The following is a 23,588-nucleotide window of genomic DNA, read 5'->3' on the forward strand; positions in this document are numbered from 1 at the left end:
ATAGCCGGGCGATCAGCCCGCACCGAACCCAATGGAGGATAAGCCATGACCTATGTGCAGGGATTCGTCGTCGCCGTTCCGGCCGCGAACAAGGAAGCCTATCGCAAGCTCGCCGCCGATTTCGCGCCGCTCTTCAAGGAGTTCGGTGCGGTCCGCGTCGTCGAAGGCTGGGGTGACGACGTGCCCGACGGCAAAGTTACCGACTTCAAGGGCGCGGTGAACGCCGAATCCGATGAGGTCGTCGTCTTCTCCTGGTGCGAATATGCCGACAAGGCGACGGCTGATTCCGCCAGCGAAAAGATGATGAGCGATCCGCGCATGAAGGAGATGGGCGCCAACATGCCTTTCGACGGCAAGCGCATGATTTATGGCGGCTTTTCCTCGATCGCCCAGCAGGGCGCTGGAGGCGACATGGCCTATATCGATGGCATGCTCGCGGCGGTTCCGGTTGGCAGCAAGGACGCCTATCGCGACTTCGCAACGCATCACGGCGCGATCCTGTGCGAGCACGGCGCTGCCCGCGTCGTCGACAGCTGGGGCGAGGATGTTCCGGACGGCAAGGTCACCGATTTCAAGCGCGCGGTGAAGGCGACCGGCGACGAGAAGGTGGTCTACTCCTGGATCGAGTGGCCGTCGAAGGCGGTCCGTGACGCCGGCTGGCAGAAGGTCATGGCCGACCCGCGGATGCAGCGCGAGATGCCCTTCGACGGCAAGCGCCTGGTCCATGGCGGCTTCGCTCCGATACTCGACGCGTAACCGGTCCGGGGTCGCCGCCGGTATGCCGTCATTGCGGACGTCGGCGATGCAATCCACGCGATGCCCGCAATGACGCAGGAGCCCCGGAGCGGCACTCCGGGGCTCCCTCTTGTCTGACGTCGAATTGCCTCAGCCCGGACCCGCGCCCTGCGTTCCCAGATAGAGCGCATAGATCGACTGGCTCGCGGCCATGAACAGCCGGTTCCGCTTCGGTCCGCCGAAGGTGATGTTGCCGCAGACCTCGGGCAAGCGGATGCGTCCGATCAGCTTGCCGGCGGGGTTGAAGACGTTGACCCCGCTATAGCCGACATTGCGCCCGGCATTAGACGAGGCCCAGAGATTGCCCTCGACATCGCAGCGCAGGCCATCGGGTCCGCAATTGATGCCGTCGATCATGCAATCCGAGAAGCGCTTGCCATTGCTGAGTTTGTTGTCGGCGCCGACATCGAAGACATGGATGTCGCCCTTGCCGCCCGGCCCGGTATCGCCTGGTCCCTTGCCGGTTGAGGCGATGTAGAGCTTCTTGAAATCAGGCGAGAAGCACAACCCGTTAGGGTCGGGCACCTGAGATTCCGGCACGACGAGATCGAGACGCCCGCTCGGATCGAGTCGGTAGGTGTTGGTCGGCAACTCGCGTTTGGCAAAACCGATGCCCGGCAACTGGCCCAGCCTGGGGTTGATCTTGCCATTGGCGTTGCTCGGGCCGCCCGGCGCATCGGGCGCGCCCTCGTAGAGCTGTCCGCCATAAGGCGGATCGGTGAACCAGTAGCTGCCGTCGGGGTGGGCTGCGATATCGTTGGGCGAGTTGAGCTTCTTGCCCTCGAATGAATCGGCCAGCACCGTCGCCGAGCCGTCGAGTTCGTAGCGCACGACCCGGCGGTTGAGATGCTCGCAGGAGAGCTGCCGGCCCTGGAAGTCGAAGCTGTTGCCGTTGCTGTTGCCGGACGGCGCCCGGAAGACGCTGACATGGCCGTCATCCTCGATCCAGCGCATCTGTCGGTTGCGCGGGATGTCGCTCCAGACGAGGTACTGGCCTTGCGCGTTCCAGGCCGGGCCCTCGACCCACAGGCCGCCCGTCCAGATCCGCTGGATGGCGGCATTGGGCTGGGCCAGGCCGTTGAAGGCCGGATCGACGGCGATGACGTCGGGGTCCCAGAAATAGGTCGTCGGCGCGGCCCGCCGGCTGAAGTCGCGTGGTGGTGTCGTGATCGTGGTCGGTGGGCCAACCGGCGTCGCCGCCGTCTGGGCGAGAGCGGAGTTGACTGTGGCGGCCACAGCTCCCAGCCCTGCCGCGCGGATCAGCGTGCGTCGGGACAGCGCCGCGGGTGGCGCCTGCGCGGGATTGCGGTCGTGAGCAGATGGGTCTGTCATCGTTTACCTCCCTGATGTGTTGTTGTTCGTACCGGTGTCTCCCGGTCGTTGGCCTTGTCTTGCTTCGCTTCGGGCTCCTTTCGTCGTGCCGCGCGTGTGGCGCGTGGCAGATGCTAGCGGACAGATCAGCAGCGGGACAGGCCCTGGTCGAGCGGCGATGGCGCGGGGTCGGCCGTGCAGCGCGAGCATATGGCAGCTTCGGCCGCGGCACCGGTCTTGCAGTCGCTGGCGCCAGTCACCTTCGTCTGGCGGGTGTCGGGAGAAGGCGCTGCTGCATATCCGCCCCGCCATGGCGTCCTTGCTCCGGCTCCCGAAATCGCCCACAGGAGCCCTTCCTTCTATCGGATCATCTTATGTTTGCTGGATTTGCCGTCGAGGAACTCGTTTTCCTCGCCGTTTCGCTTGTTGCCGCGGGCGCGCTCACGGGGCTGCTCGCGGGCGTGTTCGGTGTCGGTGGCGGCGCGCTGGTCGTGCCGGTTCTCTATGAAGTCTTCCGTATCATTGGCGTGCCGGAGGATGTCCGCATGCCGCTCTGCGTCGGCACGTCGCTCGCGGTGATCATCCCGACCTCGATCCGCTCCTTCAACGCCCATCGCGCCAAGGGCATGGTCGATATGTCGATCCTGAAGATCTGGGCGGTGCCGGTCGTGCTCGGCGTCATCCTCGGCAGCTACATCGCGCGCTTCGCTCCGGCGGATCTGTTCAAAATCATCTTCGTCATCGTCGCCGTCTTCAGCGCGCTGCGCCTGCTCTTCGCCGCCGATCGCTGGAAGCTCGGCACGCAGATGCCCGGCAAGGTGCTGATGAGCATCTATGGCGCCGTCATCGGCATGCTGTCGGCGCTGATGGGCATCGGCGGCGGCCAGCTCTCCAGCCTGTTCATGACCTTCTATGGCCGCCCGATCCATCAGGCGGTCGCGACCTCCTCGGGGCTTGGCGTGATCATTTCGATCCCCGGCGCGCTCGGCTTCATCTATGCTGGCTGGCCCAAGATGGCTGTGCTGCCGCCGCTTTCGCTCGGCTATGTCTCGCTGATCGGCTTCCTGCTCTTCGTCCCGACATCGGTCTGGACCGCCCCGATCGGGGCCCGTCTGGCCCACCGGCTCTCGAAGCGGAAGCTGGAGGTGGTGTTCGGCATCTTCCTGCTGACGGTAGCGGGGCGCTTCCTCTGGTCGTTGCTTGTCTGAGGGAGCTGTCGAGATGCGCGACAAGGATGAGCTCTGCATCCGGCCGATTGCAGCCTCCGACCACGAGGCGCTTGCCGCTCTCATGGCCGAGATGCAGGCACATTACGGCGTGCCCTGTCCGACGTCCGCGGAAATCCGTGCGGGCCTTGCGAAGCGTCCGCAAGGCGTCGAAATCCTCGTCGCCGAGCGGGACGGCGCGATGCAGGGCTTTGCCGCTGCCGCTGCGATCTACCCGGGGCCCGGCCTCGCTTCCGGTCTCTTCCTGAAGGAGCTCTATGTCGCCCGCGACGCGCGGGGCGGCGGCATCGGCCGCGCCCTGATGCGCGCGCTGGCCGAGCTTGCGTTGATGCGCGGTCACAGGCGGTTGGACTGGACGGCGGATGCCGCTAATCCGGAGCTGCTGCGCTTCTATGAAAGCCTCGGTGCGGTAGCGCAGACGGAGAAGATCTTCTTTCGGCTGACCGGCGAGGCGCTTGCCGCGACGGCGCAGGGATCGTCGAAAACCGGCGCGTAAAAGCCTCAGGCCGAGCGCGCGGCCAGCCGCTCCAGCAGCCTCGCCATGATCGCCAGCCGCTCGGCCTCGCTCATCGAGCCCCAGCGCGCGATCTCCGTCATGGAGCGCCCGCAACCCCTGCAGAGTTTGCTGGCGGGGTCGAGCATGCAGGCCTTGATGCAGGGCGAGGAGATCGCGCTCGACGACATCGCGCTCATGGGCTGCCGATGCCGAGAACCAGCGCGAAGCCGAGATAGATCGCGATCTCGTCGAGCTGCTGCGTCGCGCCCGCGATGTCGCCGGTCTGTCCGCCGATCAGCCGCAGGCAAAGGCGCCTGACGAGGACGGCGTTCACAGCAGTCAGCACAAAGCCCAACACCAGCCCTGCCTCAGATAGGCCGAGCGCGGCATCGATCAGCAGGGCGAGGACGAAGCCGATTCCATATCCCAGCAAAGCGGTCCGCATGCTCGGGCGTCCCACAGCAGCCGATGCGCCGTTCACACGGGCCGGCTCGACCATGGCCAGCAGGTGGACGCCCGACAGTCGCGACAGCACGGCCGCGATCGTGAAAACCCCGGCCGCCGCGAGCGGCCCGGCACGATCAAGGATCAGCGCCAGCGCCGAAACCCGCAGCAGCAGCGCAAGGCCCATCGCCAGCGCGCCATAGCTGCCCAGCCGGCTGTCCTTCATGATCTCCAGCCGGCGCTCAGGCGTACGCCCCCCGAACAGTCCATCGGCGCTGTCGGCGAGCCCGTCCTCATGCAAAGCGCCCGTCGTCACCGCGAGCGTCGCGATGGCCAGCGTCGCGGAGAGCAGGCCGCCAAGGCCTGCTAGGCCAGCCCCCAACAGCAAGAGCGCGGCGGGCAGGGCGATGACCAGCGCGGCGAAGGGCAGGGCACGCGGCACGGTGCGGAAGTCAGGCGGCGCATGCGGGTCGGTCTCGCCCGGCAGCGCCGGCACCGGCAGGCGCGAATAGAAGCGGATGCAGATCGCGGTCGCGATCAGCCAACCCGGCCAGACCGGCTCGGCCTGCGGCGGCGCCTCTGCCGAAGTCGTCGTTGTCGAAGCTTCGGCCATGCCGCCTTCGCTGTCCTCGATTGTCTTCATGCGCCGCAGCCTATAGCAGCAGCGGCGGCCGGCCAGCCATCGCGATTGCGCCGCCGCATCATGCTCCGCCGCACGAGACCTCGCCATGGCCGCTTCAGGACTGCCCTTCGACGACATCCGCGAGCTCATCGCCGCGATGCCCGGCCCCGACATGGCCGCCGCCAACGCCGTGCGTGCGCGCGACAAGGAACTCACCAAGCCGGCCGGCAGTCTCGGCCGCATGGAGGAGATCGCCGAATGGCTCGCCGCCTGGCAGGGCAAGGGCAAGCCGAGCGTCGATCGCCCGCTGGTCTGCGTCTTCGCCGGCAATCACGGTGTGGTCGCGCAGGGCGTCTCGGCCTTTCCGCAGGCGGTGACCCGCCAGATGCTGGAGAATTTCGCCGCCGGCGGCGCCGCGATCAACCAGATTTGTGCCGCTTTCGATCTCGGCTTCAAGGTCTTCGATCTCGCGCTCGACCTGCCGACCGGCGATTTCACCCAAGGCGATGCTCTGGATGAGCGCGCCTGCGTCGCCACCATGGCCTTCGGCATGGAAGCGCTGGTCGGCGGCACGGATCTGCTCTGCTTGGGGGAGATGGGCATCGGCAACACCACCTCGGCGGCAGCGATCTATGCGGCGCTCTATGGCGGCGGGGCCGCGATCTGGTGCGGGCGCGGCACGGGCATCGATGACGAAGGCCTGAAGCGCAAGATCGCCGTCGTGGAGGCCGGGATCGAGCGCCACCGCGCCCATCTCAAGGATCCGCTCGAAGTGCTGCGCCGCCTTGGCGGGCGCGAGATCGCCGCGATCTGCGGCGCCATCATCGCGGCGCGCTCGCAGCGCATCCCTGTGATCCTCGACGGCTATGTCGTGACGGCCGCCGCCGCGATCCTGCACGCGCTCGAGCCGTCCTCGATCGACCATTGCCTAGCAGGCCATCTTTCGGCCGAGGGCGCCCATGCGCAGGTTCTGGCTCGTCTCGGCAAGCAGCCGCTGCTGGCGCTCGACATGCGGCTGGGCGAGGGCTCCGGCGCGGCGCTCGCCGCAAGCCTCGTCAAGGCGGCCGCCGCGATCCATTCGGGCATGGCGACGTTTGCGCAGGCGGGCGTGGCGGGGAAGGGGAACTGAGGTCCGGTCAGCCGCCGGCCGGCTGCAACCCGCAGGCGATCAGCACGAGCGCGACGGTCATCAGCATCCAGCCCGGATGCAGGCCGCGCGTGCCCCAGAGATTGCCGAGCGCGCCGTACAGGAAGAGCGCTCCGACGAGCAGCCCGGTCGCCAGTCGCGCGTCGCGCCCGAACCAGTTGGCCGCGGCGACCAGGCTCAGCCCCCCGAGAAACCAGGCTGCCGTACTGAAATGCAGCAGGAGCGGCACGATCCGCCTGACCGGCTCGCTCATTCTGCCGTCGGCAAGGGCTTCCCAAGGCGCGACCATCAGCCGTTGGACCAGGATTCCGTGGACCACGGCGACGCAACTGCCCATCACCCCAGCTAACGTGAGAGCGGTATTCTGCCAGTTCATGACCATACACCTCTGTATGGAAACATGCAGTCGGAATTGGCTCATGTCAATACACCTGTGTATGGTGCTCGCTATGACTGACCGTTTGACGAAGACCGACTGGATCCGGCACGGCTTGCGTGTCCTGGCGGGCGAGGGCCACGGCGCCCTGAAGGTCGGTCCGATGGCCACGACGCTGAATGTGTCACGCGGCAGCTTCTACTGGCACTTCAAGGACATGGCCGATTTCGAAGCGCAGATCCTGAGCCGCTGGCAGGAAGCGACGACCGAGGAGGTGATCCGGCAGCTCGAAACCGGCAAGGCCGGGCCGGAGCGGCTGAAACATCTGATGCAGCGAGCCTTCGGCGAAACGCGCAAGCTCGACCGCGCGATCAGGGCCTGGGCAGCAAACGATGGGACCGTCGCCGCGATCGTTGCATCCGTCGACGCCCGCAGGGTCGACTATATCGCGGGACTGCTCACGGCGTCCGGAGTGGCGGAAAGCCAGGCCTGGTCCCGCGCCACCTTCATGTACTGGGCCTATCTCGGTCAGGCGACCGTGATGGAGGCCCGCCACGCCACTCTCACGGCAGCGGCGATGGATGACATCAGCGGCTTGTTCGAACGCTGGTAGTGCGGGCAGAACCGATGTTCAAAGCCGCCGCCTCTCCGACCCGAACAACCGTCAGCGTATCGATCGCTAGCCTTCGTAACTCGTCTTCAGCCCCGCCCGCTCGACGTGGCGCTCCTGCGCCAGTTCGATCAACCGGGTCAGCAGCGCGGGGTAGGGCAGACCGGAGGCCTCCATCATCTTCGGATACATGCTGATCGCGGTGAACCCCGGCAGCGTGTTGATCTCGTTGAAGTAGAAGTCGCCGCTCTGCCGGTCGAGGAAGAAGTCGACCCGCGCCAGCCCGTTGCACTCCAGCGCGACGAAGGCGTCGATCGCCAGCTGCCGGACGCGCTCCATCTGGGTCGCGTCGAGCTTTGCCGGCAGATCCACCGTCGCGCCGTCGCTGTCGATGTACTTGGCCTCGTAGGAGTAGAATTCATGCTGCGGGCCGGCATTGAGTTCGCTGGCGACGCTCGCCACCGGCGGATCGCCGTCGAGCACCGCGATCTCGATCTCGCGGGCGTCGATGCCTTGTTCGATCAGAACCTTGACGTCGTAGTCGAAGGCGTCCGTCAGCGCGGCGTCGAGCGCCTCCCAGCTCTTGACCTTATGGACGCCGACGCTGGAGCCCATATTGCAAGGCTTGACGAAGACCGGCAGCGTCAGCGCTGCGCGCGCGGCTTTGGTCGAGCCTGTGGGGGCGCGCCGGTAGTCGCGCCGCGACAGGGCGAAATAGGGCGCGACCGGCAGTCCGGCGAGCGCGGCCAGGCGCTTGGCGATGTCCTTGTGCATGGAGACCGCCGAGCCCAGCACGCCGGAACCGACATAGGCCGCTCCCGCAAGCTCAAGCAGGCCCTGCACGGCGCCGTCCTCGCAAAGCGGGCCGTGGATCACCGGAAACACGACATCGACCGGCGCGATGGCGGCTGAGGCATTGTCGGCGGGCAGGATCGCGGTCCGGCCGTCGGCCTGCGGCTCCAGCCGGATCGCCGGCGACTCGGCTGGGATCGGCAGGCTCTCGGTGTTGGCCGCCTCGATGGTGCGCAGGTCGTGGCACTGCCAGCGGCCTTCCTTGTCGATGCTAACCGGCACGGGCTCGAACCGCTCCCGGTCGAGATAGCGCAGCACGGAGGCCGCCGATTTCAGCGAGACCTCATGCTCGCCCGATTTTCCGCCATAGAGCACGGCGACGCGCGTTTTCCGGTTCATGGTCCAGGGGTCCGATGGGCTGGCTGGAGAATCGCCCGCGACAGCGGGCGATCATGGGTGTCTGTGACAGGTGGGGCCAGATTCGGGCGGAACTCAAGCCGCCCGCGTCTCCGGCTCGGGGAGCGCCGCGAGCGTATCCATCACGCGCACCGGCGGCAGCGTGATCGTGACCTCGGTGCCGGCGCGCGGCTTGGACTTCAGGTTGAAGCCGCCGCCATGCAGGTCGATCAGCCCCTTGACGATCGGCAGGCCGAGCCCCGAGCCTTGCTCCGCCGTCTTGATCGCCAGCGAACCGCGTCCGAAGGTCTGCAGCACGATCGGGATCTCGTCCTCGGGGATGCCGGGGCCGGTATCGGTCACGGAGACATACTGGCCGCCATTGGCCGTCCAGCCGACCTTGATGGTGATCTCGCCGCCCTGGGGCGTGAACTTGATCGCGTTGGAGAGGATGTTGAGCACGACCTGGCGGATCGCGCGCTCGTCGGCCCAGACCTTGGGCAGATCGGGCTCCACCGCCTCGCGGATGACCTGGCCCTTGGCCTTGGCACGCAGGTTCAGCATGTGGCGGCAATCATCGGCGATGTCGGCCAGCGACAGCGCCTCCTCGTTCAGCTCGTATTTGCCGGACTCGATGCGCGACAGGTCGAGGATCTCGTTGATCAGTTCGAGCAGATGCTGGCCCGAGCCGTGGATGTCGGCGGAGTATTCCTTGTAGGCGGCGTTGGCATGTCCGCCGAAGACCTCGTTCTTCATCACCTCGGAGAAGCCGAGGATGGCGTTGAGCGGCGTGCGCAGCTCATGGCTCATCGTCGCGAGGAAGCGCGACTTGGCGAGGTTTGCCTCCTCCGCCTTGCGGCGGGCCTCGTCGGAATTGGCGGTCGCGGTTTCGAGCTCGGCGATCAGCGCATCCTTCTCGGCGCGGAATTCGATGGTCGAGACCGAACTCGCATAGAGCCGGTGTGCGAGGAAGATGAAGAAGAACTGGGCCGAGGCCGCCATCACGGCTGTCGTGAGGCTGTCGATGTCGGTGCGCCCCCAGAAGAAGGCGGCTGTGCCGACCGTGATCGGGAACAGCCCGGCATAGACCGCCATCGGGATCGAGGCCGCCAGCATCACGGTCAGCGCGCTGACGATGAGCAGCGTGGTGGTGACGAAGACCTTGGCGCCGGGCGCGTCGATCTCCGCGAACACCATCAGGATCAAGGCCCATGACGATCCGTGCAGGCACTCCGCCAGCGCGAACATCCGCCGCCACCGTCGGATCGGGACGTCGCTCGTGGCCTGCGACAGGAAACGGCGGCACATCACCACGATGATCATGGTGGCGAGCAGCACGACTCCGACCCAGGGCGTCACCTTGTAGACCGGTACCCACAGGCAGGCCGCCGCGGCGATACCGATCGCGAGCACGAGCGTGCCGACCGAGCCGCTCATCCGGTACTCGGCGAAGACGCGCAGCAATTCATAGTCGAAGGCGCGTTCGAGGCCGGTGGAAGAGGTCAGCCGCTCGCGCACCGATTTGACCTCGCGGGTGACGAGCTTGCGGCGCGCAAGTGCGGTCGGGTCCGGCCCGCGCCCGCGCTGCACCTGTTCGGCCGTCAGTTCCGCCATGGTCTAGGGACGCAAGTCTCTCTTCCTGCGCGCGGGATGCGCGATGGGCTCGCCATCATGGTCGGCAAATCGTTAAGCTCTTCCTGATGGCGCGCTTTGGATTCAACTCGTCGAAATTCGGTCCCCTCGGCTGGCGGCGCGTCAGCCGGCCCGTGGATTTCGTCGTAGCCCTTGGAATCATTGGCTTGCTGGCGATCGCGGGCGCGGTTTTGCAGTATCGCCTCGGCCCGGCGCGGACGCTGGTCGGCGCGGCCCGCGTGATCGACGGCGATTCTCTGCGCCTCGCCGGCGAGGAATTGCGGCTTCAGGGGCTCGACGCGCCTGAATTTCGCCAGAGCTGCACCGACAAGGCCGGCCGGCCGGTCGATTGCGGCCGTTCGTCGCGGCGCGCGCTCGAGGCGCTGGTGTCGCGCGGCATCGTCACCTGCGAGATCGGCAAGGTCGATCGCTATGGCCGCGGCCTCGCCCAATGCCGCCAGGGCGAGACCGACATCAATGCGACGATGGTGCGGGATGGGCACGCCGTCGCCTATGGTGGCTACCGCGCCGAGGAAGACGAGGCGAAGGCGGCCGGGCGTGGGATCTGGGCTCTCCAGTTCGAGCGCCCCGAGACCTGGCGGCGCGGGCAGGGGCACTGAATAGCCGATCCCCGTGCCATACAACCATCACGAAAAGCCCTGAAAGGATTGACCATCCGGCCCCCGGCATGGTCGGGTCGCGCGGCTGTGACGGAGAGGATGTCGATGAAGCTTTATGATGGCGGGCGCGCGCCTAATCCGCGACGGGTCCGCATCTTCTTTGCCGAAAAGGGCCTGGCCCTGCCTGAGATCGTCCCGGTCGACATGGCGAAGAAGGAGCACAGGAGCGAGGCCTTCACCAAACTCAACCCGGCCCAGCGCTTGCCGGTGATGGTGCTCGACGACGGCACGGCGCTCGCCGAGACGATCGCGATCTGCCGCTATATCGAGAGCCTGCACCCGCACCCGCCCTTCTTCGGCAGGGATGCCAGGGAGCAGGCTCTGGTCGAGATGTGGAACCGGCGCATCGAGCTCGGGCTCTTCGCTAGCGTCGCGGCCGTGTTCCGCCACAGCCACCCCTCGATGGCGGAACTCGAGGACCAGGTGCCGGAATGGGCCGAGGCCAATCGCGAGCAGATCGACGATCATCTCTGGATCCTCGAACTTCAGCTCGCCGGAAATCCCTATCTCTGCGGCGAAACCCTGACCGTGGCCGACATCACTGCTGGCATCGCGATCGACTTCATGAAGCCGTCGCGCATTCCGTTGCCCGAGGATTTCGTCCATATCCGCCGCTGGCACGGCGAATTGTCGGCAAGGCCGAGCTGGAAGGCCTGATGCGAGCCGCTGTCCTGATCCTGGCTGCGCTTGCTGCGTTCCAGACGCCGGCCCGGGCCGTCGAGCGCCTCGACGGCGAGGCGATCAAGCGCGCCTTCGAGGGCAATACCGTCAGCGGCCGCTACACCAATGGCGGCTTCTTCACCGAGTTTCACGACCCCGATGGCCGGGCGCTCGGCCATAATGGCTGGCAACCCAATCGCGACGCCTGCTGGACCACCAAGGCCGATCAGGTCTGCTATTATTATGGGCCGCAGAGCGACCGGACCGTGCATTGCTTTACGGTTGAGCTTAGCGGCGGCCTCTATGTCCTGCGCAACACCACCAACGCGCAGATCAATGCGCTGGCCTCGGTCGAACTGGGCAATCCGCGCAAGCACGGCGACAACGGCGAATCCTGGTATTGCGACGGCCTGATCTCGAGGGCGCCAGCTCCGCCGACATCTCCGCTGATGTCGCGCCGGCGCCTTGCCGCACGCTGATGCGCTCGGCCGGCCTGCAATCGCTGGCGCTGGTTGCGGCGCTGTTTGCCGGTGCCGCCGCTGCGGCAGCGGAGAGGTTGGACGGCGAGGCGATCAGGCGCGCCTTCCAGGGCAACACCGTTGCCGGGCGCTATTCCGGCACCAACCAGCCGTTCAGCGAATATCACCACCCCGATGGCCGGGCGACCGGCCATAACCGCAACGTGCCCAACCGCGATGCCTGCTGGACCACGACGGCGGATGCCGTCTGCTACTATTACGGACCACACGAGACCCGCCGGACCTACTGCTTCACGGTCGAGCGCAGCGACCGTCTTTACGTCCTGCGCAGCCGGCCGAGCGGCCGCATCAACGGCATGGCGACGGTCGAGGCAGGGGATGCCACGGGAAGCGTCGACGCCGATATTCCAGCCTGGACCTGCGACGGACTGATCTCGCGCGCACCCGGTGGCGAGCGGCTGGCGAGCCGATGACGGAATCCCTCGACACGGTCCTGCGCGATCTACGCGCGTGCCGCATCTGCCGCGACGCGCCGCTCTATCTGCCGCCGCTGCCGCATCAGCCGCGCCCGGTCATCCAGGCCTCGGCGACGGCGCGGCTCTGCATCGCCGGCCAGGCGCCCGGCACCCGCGTCCATGCCAGCGGCCAGCCCTTCACCGATCCCTCGGGCGTGCGCCTGCGCAACTGGCTCGGGCTCGACGAGACGGTGTTCTATGATGCCGCGAAGGTTGCCATCGTGCCGATGGGCCATTGCTTTCCCGGCCTCGACGCCAAGGGCGGCGACAAGCCGCCGCGCCGCGAATGCGCTCCGACCTGGCGTGCCCGCGTCTTCGCGGCCATGCCCGCCATCGAGCTCGTCCTGGCGATCGGGCGTTATGCGCAGGCTTGGCATCTCGGGCCAGGCGAGGGGGCGAACCTGTCGGAGACGGTCACCAACTGGCGCGCGATCCTGGCGCGGCCAAGCCGCCCGCGCATCCTGCCGCTGCCGCATCCATCCTGGCGCAACAACGCCTGGCTGAAACGCAATCCCTGGTTCGATGAAGAGCTCGTGCCGGTGCTGCGCCAGGAGGTCGCGCGGCTCATTGCCTAGAGGTCAGACTGGCCTGGAGGTCAGATCGCCAGCCACGACCGGCGGAGCGAAGCGTCGTAAAAGGCCTCAATAGCGATAGGGGCCGGTGGGCAGGTTGCGTTCCAATTGCCCGCGCGCCTGGATGACGGTGCGCAGGGAGCCCATTCCGGTTTCGCTGCGGGTTTCCAGATAGGCCATGCCGCCAGCCGCCGAGCCCATGCCGTTGCGCGAGCTTTTCCCGAACTCCGCCCGCACCGCGCCGCCGACGCGCACGCAGGCCGACGAGCCATCGACGCGCACGAAGCCGGGCCCGTATTCGGGGCAGGGCCGCGTCGCATTCGACTCGGCGCGGGCCGGCTTCGCGCGTTCCTTGGCCGGGCCGCGACCCGGCAGCGGTTCGCCGATCGATTGCGCCTGCGCGGATGCTGCAGTGAGGAGGACGATGAAGGCGGGGCCGACGAAACCGAGCATGGCGCACAATCCAGAGCGTAAAGGTCAGCCTGTCATCACCGGGCAAGAAGGCATGACGATGGCGTCTACCATACGCCGCTCCGCGGCAACGGAAAACCCCGGCCTTTCGGCCGGGGTGGGGTTCCAGTTGGGCCGCAAGGCGCGGCCGGTCGCTCCTTGTCAGAGCTGATTGGCCGCGCGGGCGCGGATCAGGAAGTTGTCGTAGGTGTATTCCGCGATCTGGAACCAGAGATACTCGTCGCCGCGGAAGGCCGACATCGCGTCATAGACCTTCTTGAAGTCGGGATTCTTGGCCGAGGTCTCGGCATAGACCTCCTTCGAGGCCTTGAGGCAGGCTTCGAGGATCTCCTGCGAGAACGGGCGAAGCTGGGCGCCGGCGCCGACGAGGCGCTTCAGCGCGGCGGGATTGCGGGCGTCGTACTTCGCCTGCATGTCGATATTGGCGAGCGCGGCCGCCGTCGTCAGGACCGACTTGTAGACCTTCGGCAGAGCATCCCATTTCGCGGTGTTGAGGAAGAAGTGCAAGGAGGCCCCGCCTTCCCACCAGCCCGGATAGTAGTAGTATGGCGCGACCTTGTTGAAGCCGAGCTTCTCGTCGTCGGCGGGGCCGACCCACTCGGCGGCATCGATCGTGCCCTTCTCCAGCGCCGGATAGATGTCGCCGCCGGCGATCTGCTGCGGCACGACGCCGAGCTTGGCCATGACCTGCCCGGCGAAGCCGCCGATGCGCATCTTGACGCCCTGCAGATCGGCGACGGTCTTGATCTCCTTGCGGAACCAGCCACCCATCTGGCAGCCCGTGTTTCCGCCGGGGATCGCGTAGATGTTGTATTTCTTGTAGAATTCGTTGAGCAACTCGTTGCCGCCGCCATGGTAGAACCAGGCGTTCTGCTGGCGGGCGTTGAGGCCGAACGGCACGGCCGTTCCAAACGCGAAGGTCGGGTCCTTGCCGACATAGTAGTACGACGCCGTGTGGCACATCTCGACGGTGCCGTTGGTGACGGCATCCGCCGCCTGCAGGCCCGGAACGATCTCGCCCGCGGCGAAGACCTGGATCTGGAACTTGCCGTCCGTCGCCTCGGAGACGGCCTTGGACAGCACCTCCGAAGCGCCGAAGATCGTGTCGAGCGATTTCGGGAAAGAGGAGGTCACCCGCCACCTCACCTCTGGCGTCGCCTGCGCAATGGCCGGGCTTGCGATGGCACCGGCGGCCGTACCGGCGCCCGCGACCTTCAGGAACTGACGACGCTTCATACTTTCTCCTCCCTGGAGCCGTTTGCGCGCCGCTTCTCCGGTCGTCGCAAGGGCAGCAAAGCAGGTCTGCAACACAACGCAAGAGAAAAATGCATGGGTTCCATGCTCCATAAGCATGAATTACCATGCGGAAGCGCGCCACCCTGCGCCAGCCGCGGCACGATGCGCCATCCCGGCACAACCGGCCGTGTCAAACGAAAAAAGCCCGGCCGGAGCCGGGCTTTCGCGGAAGATCGATCCAGCGCCGCAAGGGCGCCGGCGTCAAGCATCAGCGAGCGCGCGAACGCACCTGGAAGACGTCGAAGCTCAGCTCCGCCACCTGCCACCAGAGATACTGGTCGCCACGGAAGGCGGCCATCGATTCGATCGCCTTCTTGAAGTCGGGGTTCTTGGCCGAGATCTCGCCATAGAGCTCGTTGGAAGCCTTCAGGCAGGCTTCCAGGATCTCCTGCGAGAACGGGCGCAGCTGGGTACCGGCGCCGACGAGACGCTTCAGCGCGGGCGGGTTCTGCACGTCGTACTTCGCGGCCATCTGCGTGTTGGCATAGGTGCAGGCGGCGGTCAGCGCTGCCTGATAGGCCTTCGGCAGCGCGTTCCACTTGTCGAGATTGACGAAGGCATGGACGCAGGGGCCACCCTCCCAGAAGCCGGGATAATAGTAGTACGGCGCGACCTTGGAGAAGCCGAGCTTCTCGTCGTCATAGGGGCCGACCCACTCAGCGCCGTCGATCGTGCCCTTCTCGAGCGCCGGATAGATGTCGCCGCCGCCGATCTGCTGCGGCACCACGCCGAGCTTGGCCAGCACCTGGCCGGCGATGCCGCCGATGCGCATCTTCAGGCCCTGCAGGTCGGCGACGGTCTTGATCTCCTTGCGGAACCAGCCACCCATCTGGGCGCCGGTGTTGCCGCAGGGCATGCCGTAGATGTTGAACTTCTTGTAGAATTCGTTGAACAGGTCGTTGCCGCCGCCCTGGTACAGCCAGGCGTTCTGCCCGCGCGCATTGAGGCCGAACGGAACCGAAGCGGCCACCGCGAAGGTCGGGTCCTTGCCGACATAGTAATAGGACACCGTGTGGCACATCTCGACGGTGCCGTTGGTCACGGCGTCGGCCGCCTGAAGCGCCGGCACGATCTCGCCCGCCGCGAAGACCTGAATCTGGAACTTGCCGTCGGTCAGCTCGGAGACCATCTTGGCCATGACTTCGGCGCCGCCATAGATCGTATCGAGCGATTTGGGGAAGCTCGACGCCAGGCGCCACTTCACCTCCGGGGTCGACTGCGCGACGGCCGGAGCGGCGATCGCGGCGGCGGCAGCGCCGGCGGTGGCGGTCTGGATAAACTGACGGCGCTTCATGATGGACATCTCCTCGATGGGTCTCGGATTTCCGAGTGTTGTGACGGTGGGAGGCGGTTCGGCCGCGCTCGCCAATCATTCGATACTTGCTTGGCGTTCTAGACGACCGGCTCGACAATCGCGAGCACTTTCAACGGTATGACCTGCGACTTTCGGCTAGTGCGGAGGCCTGCTTTTGCTGCCTTGGCAAGCTCGGCTACAAGGGAACCGGGCGCTTGCCCGGCCTGGACTCGGATGGCGCGTGAGCGCCTCGTGATCGGGCTTCAGGACGCGCGTGGCAGATGAAGGGATGGGGCATGGATCAGGACAAGTTGGAGCGGCTGAGGGCGCGCTATGCCGGCGCGAGCGGCGCCGATATCCATGATCCGCATTTCGCCAAGGTCGCCGCAGACCAGTTCAAGGGCGACAAGCGCAAATGGCCTTTCTCCGATGTCGCGACCTTCATCAGCGCGCCCTACCGCCCCGATGCGCTGAGCCTGCCGGATCTCGGCGGCCTCGACGTTGCGATCATCGGCCTGCCGATGGATCTCGGCGTCACCAACCGCGCCGGCACGCGTCTGGGTCCGCGCGCCGTGCGCGCCGTCGAGCGCATGGGGCCGATGGACCATGTTCTGGGCACCGCGCCGCTCAGCATGCTCAAGGTCGCCGATATCGGCGACGTGCCGTTCCGCTCGCGCTATTCGCTCGAAAGCTGCCATGAGGACATCGAGGCGACCTTCAAGACGATCGTCGCGGCTGGCGTCTCGACGCTCGCGGTCGGCGGCGATCATTCGATCACCTATCCGATCCTGAAGGCGGTCGGCGCCAAGCGTCCGGTTGGCATGGTCCATATCGATGCCCATTGCGACACCTCGGGACCTTATGAAGGCTCGAAGTTCCACCATGGCGGCCCGTTCCGGCAGGCCGTGCTCGATGGCGCGCTCGACCCCCAGCGCGTCATCCAGATCGGCATCCGGGGCGGCGCCGAATATCTCTGGGAGTTTTCCTACGAGTCCGGCATGACCGTGATCCACGCCAACGAGGTCGACGAACTCGGCATCGAGGCGGTCATTGCCAAGGCGCTGGCCGTCATCGGCGACGGGCCGACCTATGTCTCCTTCGACGTCGATTCGCTCGACCCCGCCTTCGCGCCCGGCACGGGCACGCCCGAGGTCGGCGGCCTGACCCCGCGCGAGGCGCTCGCGATCCTGCGCGGCCTGAAAGGCGCCGACATCGTCGCCGCCGACGTCGTCGAGGTCGCCCCGCAATATGACGCGACCTCCAACACCGCCCAATGCGCGGCGCAGGTCCTGTTCACGGAGCTGTGCCTGATCGCCGAGGCGCGGGCACTCGGGAAGGGGCGGCCGTAGGTGGGCCGGGTCAGGTCCGACGCGCCAACCAGATGATGTGGCGGGCGCCGCTGATGCCGCGATGGGCCCTGACCATCACCTCCTCGACGGAGAAGCCGGCGTGCCGCAGCCTCTGCGTGAAGCGCCGGTCCGGCCCCTGCGACCAGACGGCCAGGATACCGCTTGAGCGCAGGGCTGCCTTCGCCAGGCCGAGCCCGCCATCCTCGTAGAGCCGGTCATTGGCCGCGACCGTCAGCGCCTCGGGGCCATTGTCGACATCGAGCAGGATCGCGTCGTAGCGACCGGCATTCTCGGCGATCACGCGTCCGACATCCTGCACCACGATGCTGATGCGCGGATCATCGAGGCACCCTGAGAAGAGCTCCGCCATCGGACCGCGCGCCCAGGTGACGACCTCTGGGATGAGTTCCGACACGGTGATCTCGGCGCCCGGCCCGAAGCTCTTGAGCGCCGCGCGCAGCGTGAAGCCCATGCCGAGCCCGCCGATCAGGATGCGCGGCTTCTCGCGACCGGCGAGGCGTGTCGCGACGAGCGTCGCAAGCGCCTCCTCGGAGCCGCTGAGGCGGCTGTTCATCAGTTCGATGGTGCCGAGCATGATCGAGAATTCGGCGCCGCGACGCTTCAGCCTCAGCTCGCGGTCAGGGCCGGTGCCAGGCAGGGTCGCGGTGTCGAGCGGAATCCAGGGAATCACGGGCGGGTCTCGATCAAGGGCGCTAGTTTCGGTGAGGTCAAAGCGCAGCAGGGCAGGGGGTATGCGGCACCGTCTATAGCCTTTGGTCGCCGCGCATGCAGGAAAATCATGGCGCTGCGCCTCACGCTGTGTTGATCCGACGCAGACCGCATGGCTATGGCATATGCTGCAATGCAGCGTAGCCGCTGCGCTGCCATGAATGGACCGAAAACTCTTATGACGCTTGCGACGAACGACACCGGCATCTCCGCCTCTCTGACGGGAGCGGCGACGGATCGGCCGGCTGCGCATCTCGGGCTCGTGCTGTTCGCGCTGGCGATGGGCGGCTTCGCCATCGGCACCACCGAGTTCGCGGTGATGAGCCTGGTGCCGTATTTCTCAACCGGTCTCGGCATCGACGAGCCGACCGCGGGCCACGTCATCAGCGCCTATGCGCTCGGTGTCGTCGTCGGCGCGCCGGTCATCGCCGTGCTGGCGGCCAGGGTCGCGCGCCGCACGCTGCTGATCGGCCTGATGGCGGTGTTCGGCATCGCCAATCTGCTGAGCGCGCTGGCTCCGAGCTATGGCTGGATGCTGGTGTTCCGCTTCCTCAGCGGTTTGCCGCACGGAGCTTATTTCGGCGTCGCCGCGCTCGTCGCCGCCTCGCTCTCGCCGCCGAATCGGCGGGCGCAGGCCGTCGCACGCGTCATGCTGGGCCTCACCGTCGCGACCATCATCGGCGTCCCCTTCGCCAACTGGATGGGCCAGGCTCTCGGCTGGCGCTGGGGCTTCGGCGTCGTTGCATTGCTGGCGCTCCTGACCATGGCGCTGGTCTACGCCTACGCGCCGCGCGACAGGGTCCAGCCGGGCGCGAGCCCCTTCCGTGAACTGGGCGCGCTCAAGCGCCGGCAGGTCTGGCTGACGCTGGCCATCGGCGCGATCGGCTTCGGCGGCATGTTTGCGGTCTACACCTATCTCGCCTCGACACTGATGGACGTGACGCGGGTCGCGCCCGCGCTCGTGCCGGTGGTTCTCTGCGTCTTCGGCCTCGGGCTGACGGCGGGAACGCTGGTCGGGGCCTGGCTGGCGGACCGCGCGCTGATGCCCGCGATCGGCGGCATGCTGTTATGGACCGCTGCCGCTCTGGCGCTGTTTCCCTTCGCTGCCGGCAACATCTGGGCGGTCTCGGTCGTGGTCTTCCTGATCGGCACCAGCGGCGGTCTCGGCGCCATGTTGCAGACCCGCCTGATGGATGTCGCGGACGACGCGCAGACGCTGGCCGCGGCGCTCAACCACAGCGCCTTCAACACGGCCAACGCGCTCGGCCCCTGGCTCGGCGGCATGGCGATCGCGGCCGGCTATGGCTGGACCTCGACAGGCTGGGTCGGCATGGCGCTGGCGCTCTGCGGTTTCGCGATCTGGGCGCTCGCGGTGCTCGACGAGCGCGCCGCCAAAGCGAAAGCTCGCTGACTGAACAGGGTTGGCGGCCGTCTCGGCGGGCTCGCCACCAAGGCACCTGCTGACGCCCTGCTGAATAATTCGGCGCTCCGGCTCACAAAAGCTGCGACGCCCCACTTGCGGGCATGGCCGCGCATCGCCCAATCTGTAGGCAGAGCCGGCGGTGGGAATTCGGAAACGCCCGCCGGCCGCACCTTGTGGGAGGTATCATGAGAGGTTTCGCGCGCATCATCGCCGCTGCCATGCTGACTGCCGTCGGCGCGACTGGCGCCCTGGCCCAGGCCAAGGAGTGGAAGGAAATCCGGATCGGCACGGAAGGCGCCTATCCGCCCTTCAACAACCTCAATGCCAAGAAGGAACTCGAAGGCTTCGAGATCGACTACGGCAACATGCTCTGCGAGAAGATGAAGGTGAAATGCTCCTGGGTCGTCCAGGACTGGGATGGCATCATCCCGGCGCTGCTCGCCAGTAAATACGACATCATCATCGCCGGCATGAACGCCACCGACGAGCGCAAGAAGCGCGTCGATTTCACCTCGGTCTACACCAAGACGCCGATCTGGATCATTGGCCCGAAGACGACGACGTCGACCGACGTTTCGCCGGCCGCGCTGAAGGGCAAGGCCATCGGCGTGCAGGGCTCGACCGTGCACGCCAACTTCGTCGAGAAGGTCTACAAGGACTCGACCGCGCGGCCCTATCCGACCCAGGAAGAGGCCAACCTTGACCTGCTCAGCGGCCGCCTCGACTACATCATCGCCGACTCGCTTTCGCTCGAGGACTTCCTCCTCGGCAAGGGCAAGGACTGCTGTAAGCAGATCGGCGTGATCGAGCGCGATGCGTCGATCCACGGCGCTGGTGTGGCAGGTGCCGTCCGCAAGGACGACGTCGCGCTGAAGGAGCTGTTCAACAAGGCCATCGCCGAGTCGATCGCCGACGGTTCGCACAAGAAAATCGCCGACAAGTACTTCAAGATCCCGATCCTCTGATCGGATCGTCATCCATGACCGGCGCGGCTCCTCCGCGCCGGTCTTCATGTCAGCCCCGGCGCCATCTGCTTCATGTTCGATAAGTTCGCCCTGCTCGGGTTCGGCGAAGGAGGCTGGGGGCTCGCGCTGCTTCAGGGCACGGGCATCACCCTCTCCATTGCCCTTGCGACCCTCCCTTTCGGCCTTGCGCTTGGGCTCGTCGTCGCGCTCTGGAAGCGCTCCCGCCATGTCGTCCTGCGGGCGATCTCCACCGCCTACACGACGGTGTTTCGCGGCGTGCCGGAGCTGCTGACACTCTACATCATCTATTTTGGCGTCCAGGTGGTGTTTCAGGAGCTTTGGCAGTGGCTTGGCCTGCCGGGCGCCTTCTCGATGCCGCCCTTCGTCGCCGGCATGGTCGCGCTCGGCGTCGTGCTCTCGGCCTTTTCGAGCGAGGTCTGGGTCGGCGCGCTGAATTCAATTCCCCAGGGCCAGCGCGAGGCGGCTGCGGCGCTGGGCCTGTCGCGACCGCAGGCCTTCCGGCTGATCGTCTTCCCGCAACTGATCCGCGTCGCGCTGCCCGGTCTCGGCAACAACTGGATGGTGCTGCTGAAGGAGACCTCGCTGGTCTCGGTCATCACCCTGCCCGACATCATGTTCATCACAACCCGCGCCAATGTCGCGACCAAGGAGCCGTTCCTGTTCTTCGGGGCGGCGATCACGATCTATCTCGTCATCTCGCTGGTCTCGGCCTGGGGCATGGGCAGGATGGAGATCCGCGCCAATCGCGGCATCGCCGCCTTCCAGGGCGCGACCCGATGAACTGGTGCGAATATCCCGGCTGGGTCGTCGGCAGCGAGGTCTTCCAGAACTATGGCTGCCGCATGTTCGGTGGCCTCTGGATCACGCTGCAACTGGTCGCCTACTCGGTCGTTCTCGGCTTCGTGCTCGCGATCGGCCTCGCCGTGACCCGGCTTTACGGGCCGCGTTGGGCGCAGGCCGCGGTCAAAGGCTACACCACCTTCTTTCGTGGCACGCCGCTGCTCTGCCAGCTCTTCCTGGTCTATTACGGCCTAGGCCAGTTCCGGCTGTTCTGGAGCGATATCGGCCTCTGGTGGTTTTTCCGCGAGCCGTTCTACTGCGCGCTCCTGACCTTCGTGATCAACACGGCGGCCTATCAGGCCGAGATCCTGCGCGGTGCCATCCAGTCGATTCCGCGCGGCCAGTTCGAGGGCGCGTTGTCGCTCGGCCTGCATCGCTGGGCGACCTTGCGCCATGTCGTCATGCCCCAGGCGATGATCCTGGCGCTGCGTCCGCTCGGCAACGAGCTGATCGTGATGATCAAGTCCAGCGCCGTGGTTTCACTGGTGACGATCTATGACCTGATGGGCGCGACCAAGCTCGCCTTCGCGCGCTCCTTCGACCTGACGATCTATCTCTATGCCGCGCTGATCTACCTGATCCTGGTCGAGGTCGTCCGGCGGGTCTGGGACGCGCTGGAATTGCGCCTGACAAGGCATATGGCGCTGCGCTGAACATCCTGCGTCGCGAAGGTCAGCCCGGAAGCGTCAGGACCAGCGGGCCGTTGGCCGTCGCCACGACAGTGTGCTCGTACTGGACGGTCGGCGCCCTCGGCTCGCTGTAGAGCGTCCAGGGATCGTCGCCATTGCCGGCCCAGCCCGCTCCCAGCGAGAGAAACGGCTCGACCGTGAAGACCAGCCCTTTCTGCATGACGCGGCGTTCGGAGCGCTCCGGCCATGTCGCGATTTCCTTCGGCTCCTCATGGAGCGAGTACCCGACGCCATGGCTGGCGAGGTTGCGCACCAGCGTATAGCCGTTCTTCTCGGCAAAGCGTCCGACCGCTTCGCCGATGCCGGCCAGCGGCTTGCCCGCTCCGACCTGCGCCAGCCCGGCCCAGAGCGCGCGGCGGCCGTCGCGGCACAGCCGCTCGGTTGCGCGTGTGACGGGCGGCACGGCAAAGGATGCACCCGTATCGGCGAAGAAGCCGTTCATCTCGGCGGAAACATCGATATTGACGAGGTCGCCGGCTTCGATCCGACGCGGCCCGGGAATGCCATGGGCAATCTCTTCGTTCACGCTGATGCAGGTCGCGCCGGGGAAGCCATAGGCCAGTTCGGGGGCCGGCCTGGCACCGGCATTCTCCAGCGCCGCCCGGCCGATGCCGTCGAGCTCTGCCGTCGTCATGCCCGGCTCCAGCGCCTTGCCCATCGCCGCCAGGGCATTGGCGACGATGCGGCCGATCTCCCGCAGGCCCTGGAGTTCATCCTCATTGGATACTGTCATGCCGACAACCCCTAGCCGGTCCCAGGACGTCGGACAATGACAGCTGCCGCAGGCCATGCATGAGCGATGGCATGGCAAGCCGCTTCCCACCCTTGCGACCGCGCGCTAAAGCGCGGGGACACGGATCAATCTGCGGAGCATCCCATGGCTAAAGTCGCCTTCCTCGGTCTCGGCGTCATGGGCTATCCCATGGCAGGGCATCTCAAGGCCAAGGGCCATGAGGTCACGGTCTACAACCGCAATCCAACGAAGGCGCAGGCCTGGGTCTCCCAGCATGCCGGCATCTCGGCGGCGACGCCCGCCGACGCGGCCCGGGGTCAGGAGATTGTCTTTGCCTGTGTCGGCAATGACGACGATCTGCGCTCGGTGACGCTTGGCGAGCAGGGCGCTTTCGCCGGGATGGAGAAGGGCTCTCTCTTCGTCGATCACACCACTGCCTCGGCCAATGTCGCGCGTGAACTGAATGCTGCGGCGCAGGCCGGCGGCTTCGGCTTCATCGACGCGCCGGTCTCCGGCGGCCAGGCTGGCGCCGAGAACGGCGTGCTGACCGTGATGTGCGGCGGCGAGCCGGAACCTTACGCGCGTGCCGAGCCGGTGATCGCGGCTTACGCCCGGATGTGCAAGCTGATGGGCCCGGCCGGTTCCGGCCAGCTCACCAAGATGGTCAACCAGATCTGCATCGCCGGCCTCGTCCAGGGCCTCTCGGAAGGCATCCATTTCGCCAAGCGTGCCGGGCTCGATGTGGAGGCGATGCTGGAGGTGATCTCGAAGGGCGCCGCCGGCTCCTGGCAGATGGACAACCGCGGCAAGACCATGAACGCTGGCAAGTTCGACTTCGGTTTCGCGGTCGACTGGATGCGCAAGGATCTCGGCATCGTGCTGGAGGAGGCGCGCGGCAACGGCGCCCAGCTTCCGGTCACGGCGCTGGTCGACCAGTTCTACGCCGAGGTCCAGAAGATGGGCGGCAAGCGCTGGGACACTTCCAGCCTGCTCGCCAGGCTCGAGGACTGAGCGGTATCCTCGCC

General features: G+C 66.6%; 27 protein-coding genes. 16 read left to right on the forward strand and 11 right to left on the reverse strand.

All coding sequences use genetic code 11. The annotated features are described in order from the left end of the window. The first annotated feature begins 45 nt into the window (after positions 1 to 45). A complete protein-coding gene (locus tag AC1DYU_RS18355) occupies positions 46 to 756 on the forward strand; it encodes a DUF1428 domain-containing protein (protein ID WP_476792878.1) in 711 nt (236 codons plus the stop codon). Between the two features lie 129 nt (positions 757 to 885). Here AC1DYU_RS18355 and AC1DYU_RS18360 read toward each other — a convergent pair whose 3' ends face one another. Continuing rightward, the gene (locus AC1DYU_RS18360) at positions 886 to 2,127 is read right to left on the reverse strand and encodes an SMP-30/gluconolactonase/LRE family protein (RefSeq protein WP_476792879.1); all 1,242 of its coding nucleotides are present in this window, start codon (positions 2,125 to 2,127) and stop codon (positions 886 to 888) included. 353 nt (positions 2,128 to 2,480) lie between these two features. Between AC1DYU_RS18360 and AC1DYU_RS18365 the strand changes: the two genes are divergently transcribed. After that, the gene (locus AC1DYU_RS18365) at positions 2,481 to 3,314 is read left to right on the forward strand and encodes a sulfite exporter TauE/SafE family protein (RefSeq protein ID WP_476792880.1); all 834 of its coding nucleotides are present in this window, start codon (positions 2,481 to 2,483) and stop codon (positions 3,312 to 3,314) included. A 13-nt stretch (positions 3,315 to 3,327) separates the two neighbouring features. Further along, positions 3,328 to 3,828 carry an N-acetyltransferase family protein gene (locus AC1DYU_RS18370; protein ID WP_476792881.1) on the forward strand — a complete coding sequence of 167 codons (501 nt, stop codon included), beginning with the start codon at positions 3,328 to 3,330 and terminating at the stop codon, positions 3,826 to 3,828. Between the two features lie 5 nt (positions 3,829 to 3,833). Here the strand turns inward: AC1DYU_RS18370 and AC1DYU_RS18375 are convergent, their stop codons facing one another. Both AC1DYU_RS18375 and AC1DYU_RS18380 read right to left on the reverse strand, forming a co-directional pair. Continuing rightward, on the reverse strand, positions 3,834 to 4,025 hold the full coding sequence (locus AC1DYU_RS18375; RefSeq protein ID WP_476792882.1) for a DUF1289 domain-containing protein: 192 nt from the start codon (positions 4,023 to 4,025) through the stop codon (positions 3,834 to 3,836). Next, positions 4,022 to 4,885, reverse strand: a complete 864-nt coding sequence (locus AC1DYU_RS18380) for an adenosylcobinamide-GDP ribazoletransferase (RefSeq protein ID WP_476792912.1) — start codon at positions 4,883 to 4,885, stop codon at positions 4,022 to 4,024. The genes AC1DYU_RS18375 and AC1DYU_RS18380 overlap by 4 nt, the downstream gene beginning before the upstream one ends. A 115-nt stretch (positions 4,886 to 5,000) precedes the next feature. Between AC1DYU_RS18380 and cobT the strand changes: the two genes are divergently transcribed. Then, a complete protein-coding gene (gene cobT / locus AC1DYU_RS18385; RefSeq protein WP_476792883.1) occupies positions 5,001 to 6,023 on the forward strand; it encodes a nicotinate-nucleotide--dimethylbenzimidazole phosphoribosyltransferase in 1,023 nt (340 codons plus the stop codon). Positions 6,024 to 6,030: 7 nt separating this feature from the next. On the opposite strand, the gene AC1DYU_RS18390 is transcribed toward cobT, so the two are convergent. Continuing rightward, positions 6,031 to 6,417, reverse strand: a complete 387-nt coding sequence (locus AC1DYU_RS18390) for a hypothetical protein (RefSeq protein WP_476792884.1) — start codon at positions 6,415 to 6,417, stop codon at positions 6,031 to 6,033. 73 nt (positions 6,418 to 6,490) lie between these two features. Here AC1DYU_RS18390 and AC1DYU_RS18395 point away from each other — a divergent pair, with 73 nt between their 5' ends. Next, positions 6,491 to 7,030: a TetR/AcrR family transcriptional regulator gene (locus AC1DYU_RS18395; RefSeq protein ID WP_158485384.1), complete on the forward strand. Its 540-nt coding sequence runs from the start codon at positions 6,491 to 6,493 to the stop codon at positions 7,028 to 7,030. A 66-nt stretch (positions 7,031 to 7,096) separates the two neighbouring features. On the opposite strand, the gene AC1DYU_RS18400 is transcribed toward AC1DYU_RS18395, so the two are convergent. Next, positions 7,097 to 8,218, reverse strand: a complete 1,122-nt coding sequence (locus tag AC1DYU_RS18400; protein WP_476792885.1) for a D-alanine--D-alanine ligase family protein — start codon at positions 8,216 to 8,218, stop codon at positions 7,097 to 7,099. Positions 8,219 to 8,311: 93 nt separating this feature from the next. Then, a complete protein-coding gene (locus tag AC1DYU_RS18405) occupies positions 8,312 to 9,829 on the reverse strand; it encodes a sensor histidine kinase (RefSeq protein ID WP_158485382.1) in 1,518 nt (505 codons plus the stop codon). Between the two features lie 86 nt (positions 9,830 to 9,915). Between AC1DYU_RS18405 and AC1DYU_RS18410 the strand changes: the two genes are divergently transcribed. From AC1DYU_RS18410 to AC1DYU_RS18430, 5 genes are all read left to right on the forward strand, one after another. Then, positions 9,916 to 10,467 (forward strand): thermonuclease family protein, encoded by a 552-nt coding sequence (locus tag AC1DYU_RS18410; protein WP_158485381.1) that lies wholly within the window; start codon positions 9,916 to 9,918, stop codon positions 10,465 to 10,467. Positions 10,468 to 10,572: 105 nt separating this feature from the next. Beyond that, on the forward strand, positions 10,573 to 11,184 hold the full coding sequence (locus AC1DYU_RS18415; protein ID WP_158485380.1) for a glutathione S-transferase: 612 nt from the start codon (positions 10,573 to 10,575) through the stop codon (positions 11,182 to 11,184). After that, a complete protein-coding gene (locus AC1DYU_RS18420) occupies positions 11,184 to 11,666 on the forward strand; it encodes a hypothetical protein (protein ID WP_158485379.1) in 483 nt (160 codons plus the stop codon). Before AC1DYU_RS18415 ends, AC1DYU_RS18420 begins: the two co-directional genes overlap by 1 nt. Beyond that, the gene (locus AC1DYU_RS18425) at positions 11,666 to 12,139 is read left to right on the forward strand and encodes a hypothetical protein (protein WP_158485378.1); all 474 of its coding nucleotides are present in this window, start codon (positions 11,666 to 11,668) and stop codon (positions 12,137 to 12,139) included. Before AC1DYU_RS18420 ends, AC1DYU_RS18425 begins: the two co-directional genes overlap by 1 nt. After that, entirely contained in the window at positions 12,136 to 12,756 is a 621-nt protein-coding gene (locus AC1DYU_RS18430) for a uracil-DNA glycosylase family protein (protein ID WP_476792886.1), read from the forward strand. The genes AC1DYU_RS18425 and AC1DYU_RS18430 overlap by 4 nt, the downstream gene beginning before the upstream one ends. Positions 12,757 to 12,822: 66 nt before the next feature. On the opposite strand, the gene AC1DYU_RS18435 is transcribed toward AC1DYU_RS18430, so the two are convergent. The 3 genes from AC1DYU_RS18435 to AC1DYU_RS18445 all read right to left on the reverse strand — a co-directional run bounded on the left by AC1DYU_RS18435 (position 12,823) and on the right by AC1DYU_RS18445 (position 15,814). Next, positions 12,823 to 13,206: a porin gene (locus tag AC1DYU_RS18435; RefSeq protein ID WP_476792887.1), complete on the reverse strand. Its 384-nt coding sequence runs from the start codon at positions 13,204 to 13,206 to the stop codon at positions 12,823 to 12,825. Between the two features lie 159 nt (positions 13,207 to 13,365). After that, positions 13,366 to 14,460 carry a TRAP transporter substrate-binding protein gene (locus tag AC1DYU_RS18440; RefSeq protein ID WP_158485375.1) on the reverse strand — a complete coding sequence of 365 codons (1,095 nt, stop codon included), beginning with the start codon at positions 14,458 to 14,460 and terminating at the stop codon, positions 13,366 to 13,368. A gap of 268 nt (positions 14,461 to 14,728) precedes the next feature. After that, positions 14,729 to 15,814 carry a TRAP transporter substrate-binding protein gene (locus tag AC1DYU_RS18445; protein ID WP_476792888.1) on the reverse strand — a complete coding sequence of 362 codons (1,086 nt, stop codon included), beginning with the start codon at positions 15,812 to 15,814 and terminating at the stop codon, positions 14,729 to 14,731. Positions 15,815 to 16,110: 296 nt separating this feature from the next. Between AC1DYU_RS18445 and speB the strand changes: the two genes are divergently transcribed. Further along, positions 16,111 to 17,163, forward strand: coding sequence for an agmatinase (gene speB / locus AC1DYU_RS18450; protein ID WP_476792889.1), 1,053 nt, complete (start codon positions 16,111 to 16,113; stop codon positions 17,161 to 17,163). A 10-nt stretch (positions 17,164 to 17,173) separates the two neighbouring features. Here the strand turns inward: speB and AC1DYU_RS18455 are convergent, their stop codons facing one another. Continuing rightward, positions 17,174 to 17,854: a spermidine synthase gene (locus AC1DYU_RS18455; RefSeq protein ID WP_476792890.1), complete on the reverse strand. Its 681-nt coding sequence runs from the start codon at positions 17,852 to 17,854 to the stop codon at positions 17,174 to 17,176. A gap of 216 nt (positions 17,855 to 18,070) precedes the next feature. Between AC1DYU_RS18455 and AC1DYU_RS18460 the strand changes: the two genes are divergently transcribed. The 4 genes from AC1DYU_RS18460 (at position 18,071) to AC1DYU_RS18475 (ending at position 21,794) form a co-directional block, all read left to right on the forward strand. Beyond that, a complete protein-coding gene (locus AC1DYU_RS18460; RefSeq protein WP_476792891.1) occupies positions 18,071 to 19,303 on the forward strand; it encodes an MFS transporter in 1,233 nt (410 codons plus the stop codon). Positions 19,304 to 19,500: 197 nt separating this feature from the next. After that, a complete protein-coding gene (locus AC1DYU_RS18465; RefSeq protein WP_158485370.1) occupies positions 19,501 to 20,280 on the forward strand; it encodes a transporter substrate-binding domain-containing protein in 780 nt (259 codons plus the stop codon). A 72-nt stretch (positions 20,281 to 20,352) separates the two neighbouring features. Further along, positions 20,353 to 21,081: an ABC transporter permease gene (locus tag AC1DYU_RS18470; RefSeq protein WP_476792892.1), complete on the forward strand. Its 729-nt coding sequence runs from the start codon at positions 20,353 to 20,355 to the stop codon at positions 21,079 to 21,081. After that, positions 21,078 to 21,794, forward strand: coding sequence for an ABC transporter permease (locus AC1DYU_RS18475; RefSeq protein WP_476792893.1), 717 nt, complete (start codon positions 21,078 to 21,080; stop codon positions 21,792 to 21,794). Before AC1DYU_RS18470 ends, AC1DYU_RS18475 begins: the two co-directional genes overlap by 4 nt. A 19-nt stretch (positions 21,795 to 21,813) precedes the next feature. On the opposite strand, the gene map is transcribed toward AC1DYU_RS18475, so the two are convergent. Next, complete coding sequence (gene map, locus AC1DYU_RS18480; RefSeq protein WP_476792894.1) at positions 21,814 to 22,563, reverse strand: type I methionyl aminopeptidase; 750 nt, start codon at positions 22,561 to 22,563, stop codon at positions 21,814 to 21,816. Positions 22,564 to 22,707: 144 nt separating this feature from the next. Here map and AC1DYU_RS18485 point away from each other — a divergent pair, with 144 nt between their 5' ends. Further along, positions 22,708 to 23,574, forward strand: a complete 867-nt coding sequence (locus AC1DYU_RS18485) for an NAD(P)-dependent oxidoreductase (protein ID WP_476792895.1) — start codon at positions 22,708 to 22,710, stop codon at positions 23,572 to 23,574. Positions 23,575 to 23,588: the final 14 nt, after the last annotated feature.

The organism is Allobosea sp. P2_B12, assembly GCF_056404835.1.

What these genes read in the sequence shown, in the direction of transcription:
- AC1DYU_RS18355 (WP_476792878.1), top strand. Translation starts at nt 46, where the DNA reads ATGACCTATGTGCAGGGATTCGTCGTCGCCGTTCCGGCCGCGAACAAG.
- AC1DYU_RS18360 (WP_476792879.1), bottom strand. Translation starts at nt 2,127, where the DNA reads ATGACAGACCCATCTGCTCACGACCGCAATCCCGCGCAGGCGCCACCC.
- AC1DYU_RS18365 (WP_476792880.1), top strand. Translation starts at nt 2,481, where the DNA reads ATGTTTGCTGGATTTGCCGTCGAGGAACTCGTTTTCCTCGCCGTTTCG.
- AC1DYU_RS18370 (WP_476792881.1), top strand. Translation starts at nt 3,328, where the DNA reads ATGCGCGACAAGGATGAGCTCTGCATCCGGCCGATTGCAGCCTCCGAC.
- AC1DYU_RS18375 (WP_476792882.1), bottom strand. Translation starts at nt 4,025, where the DNA reads ATGAGCGCGATGTCGTCGAGCGCGATCTCCTCGCCCTGCATCAAGGCC.
- AC1DYU_RS18380 (WP_476792912.1), bottom strand. Translation starts at nt 4,885, where the DNA reads ATGGCCGAAGCTTCGACAACGACGACTTCGGCAGAGGCGCCGCCGCAG.
- cobT (WP_476792883.1), top strand. Translation starts at nt 5,001, where the DNA reads ATGGCCGCTTCAGGACTGCCCTTCGACGACATCCGCGAGCTCATCGCC.
- AC1DYU_RS18390 (WP_476792884.1), bottom strand. Translation starts at nt 6,417, where the DNA reads ATGAACTGGCAGAATACCGCTCTCACGTTAGCTGGGGTGATGGGCAGT.
- AC1DYU_RS18395 (WP_158485384.1), top strand. Translation starts at nt 6,491, where the DNA reads ATGACTGACCGTTTGACGAAGACCGACTGGATCCGGCACGGCTTGCGT.
- AC1DYU_RS18400 (WP_476792885.1), bottom strand. Translation starts at nt 8,218, where the DNA reads ATGAACCGGAAAACGCGCGTCGCCGTGCTCTATGGCGGAAAATCGGGC.
- AC1DYU_RS18405 (WP_158485382.1), bottom strand. Translation starts at nt 9,829, where the DNA reads ATGGCGGAACTGACGGCCGAACAGGTGCAGCGCGGGCGCGGGCCGGAC.
- AC1DYU_RS18410 (WP_158485381.1), top strand. Translation starts at nt 9,916, where the DNA reads ATGGCGCGCTTTGGATTCAACTCGTCGAAATTCGGTCCCCTCGGCTGG.
- AC1DYU_RS18415 (WP_158485380.1), top strand. Translation starts at nt 10,573, where the DNA reads ATGAAGCTTTATGATGGCGGGCGCGCGCCTAATCCGCGACGGGTCCGC.
- AC1DYU_RS18420 (WP_158485379.1), top strand. Translation starts at nt 11,184, where the DNA reads ATGCGAGCCGCTGTCCTGATCCTGGCTGCGCTTGCTGCGTTCCAGACG.
- AC1DYU_RS18425 (WP_158485378.1), top strand. Translation starts at nt 11,666, where the DNA reads ATGCGCTCGGCCGGCCTGCAATCGCTGGCGCTGGTTGCGGCGCTGTTT.
- AC1DYU_RS18430 (WP_476792886.1), top strand. Translation starts at nt 12,136, where the DNA reads ATGACGGAATCCCTCGACACGGTCCTGCGCGATCTACGCGCGTGCCGC.
- AC1DYU_RS18435 (WP_476792887.1), bottom strand. Translation starts at nt 13,206, where the DNA reads ATGCTCGGTTTCGTCGGCCCCGCCTTCATCGTCCTCCTCACTGCAGCA.
- AC1DYU_RS18440 (WP_158485375.1), bottom strand. Translation starts at nt 14,460, where the DNA reads ATGAAGCGTCGTCAGTTCCTGAAGGTCGCGGGCGCCGGTACGGCCGCC.
- AC1DYU_RS18445 (WP_476792888.1), bottom strand. Translation starts at nt 15,814, where the DNA reads ATGAAGCGCCGTCAGTTTATCCAGACCGCCACCGCCGGCGCTGCCGCC.
- speB (WP_476792889.1), top strand. Translation starts at nt 16,111, where the DNA reads ATGGATCAGGACAAGTTGGAGCGGCTGAGGGCGCGCTATGCCGGCGCG.
- AC1DYU_RS18460 (WP_476792891.1), top strand. Translation starts at nt 18,071, where the DNA reads ATGACGCTTGCGACGAACGACACCGGCATCTCCGCCTCTCTGACGGGA.
- AC1DYU_RS18465 (WP_158485370.1), top strand. Translation starts at nt 19,501, where the DNA reads ATGAGAGGTTTCGCGCGCATCATCGCCGCTGCCATGCTGACTGCCGTC.
- AC1DYU_RS18470 (WP_476792892.1), top strand. Translation starts at nt 20,353, where the DNA reads ATGTTCGATAAGTTCGCCCTGCTCGGGTTCGGCGAAGGAGGCTGGGGG.
- AC1DYU_RS18475 (WP_476792893.1), top strand. Translation starts at nt 21,078, where the DNA reads ATGAACTGGTGCGAATATCCCGGCTGGGTCGTCGGCAGCGAGGTCTTC.
- map (WP_476792894.1), bottom strand. Translation starts at nt 22,563, where the DNA reads ATGACAGTATCCAATGAGGATGAACTCCAGGGCCTGCGGGAGATCGGC.
- AC1DYU_RS18485 (WP_476792895.1), top strand. Translation starts at nt 22,708, where the DNA reads ATGGCTAAAGTCGCCTTCCTCGGTCTCGGCGTCATGGGCTATCCCATG.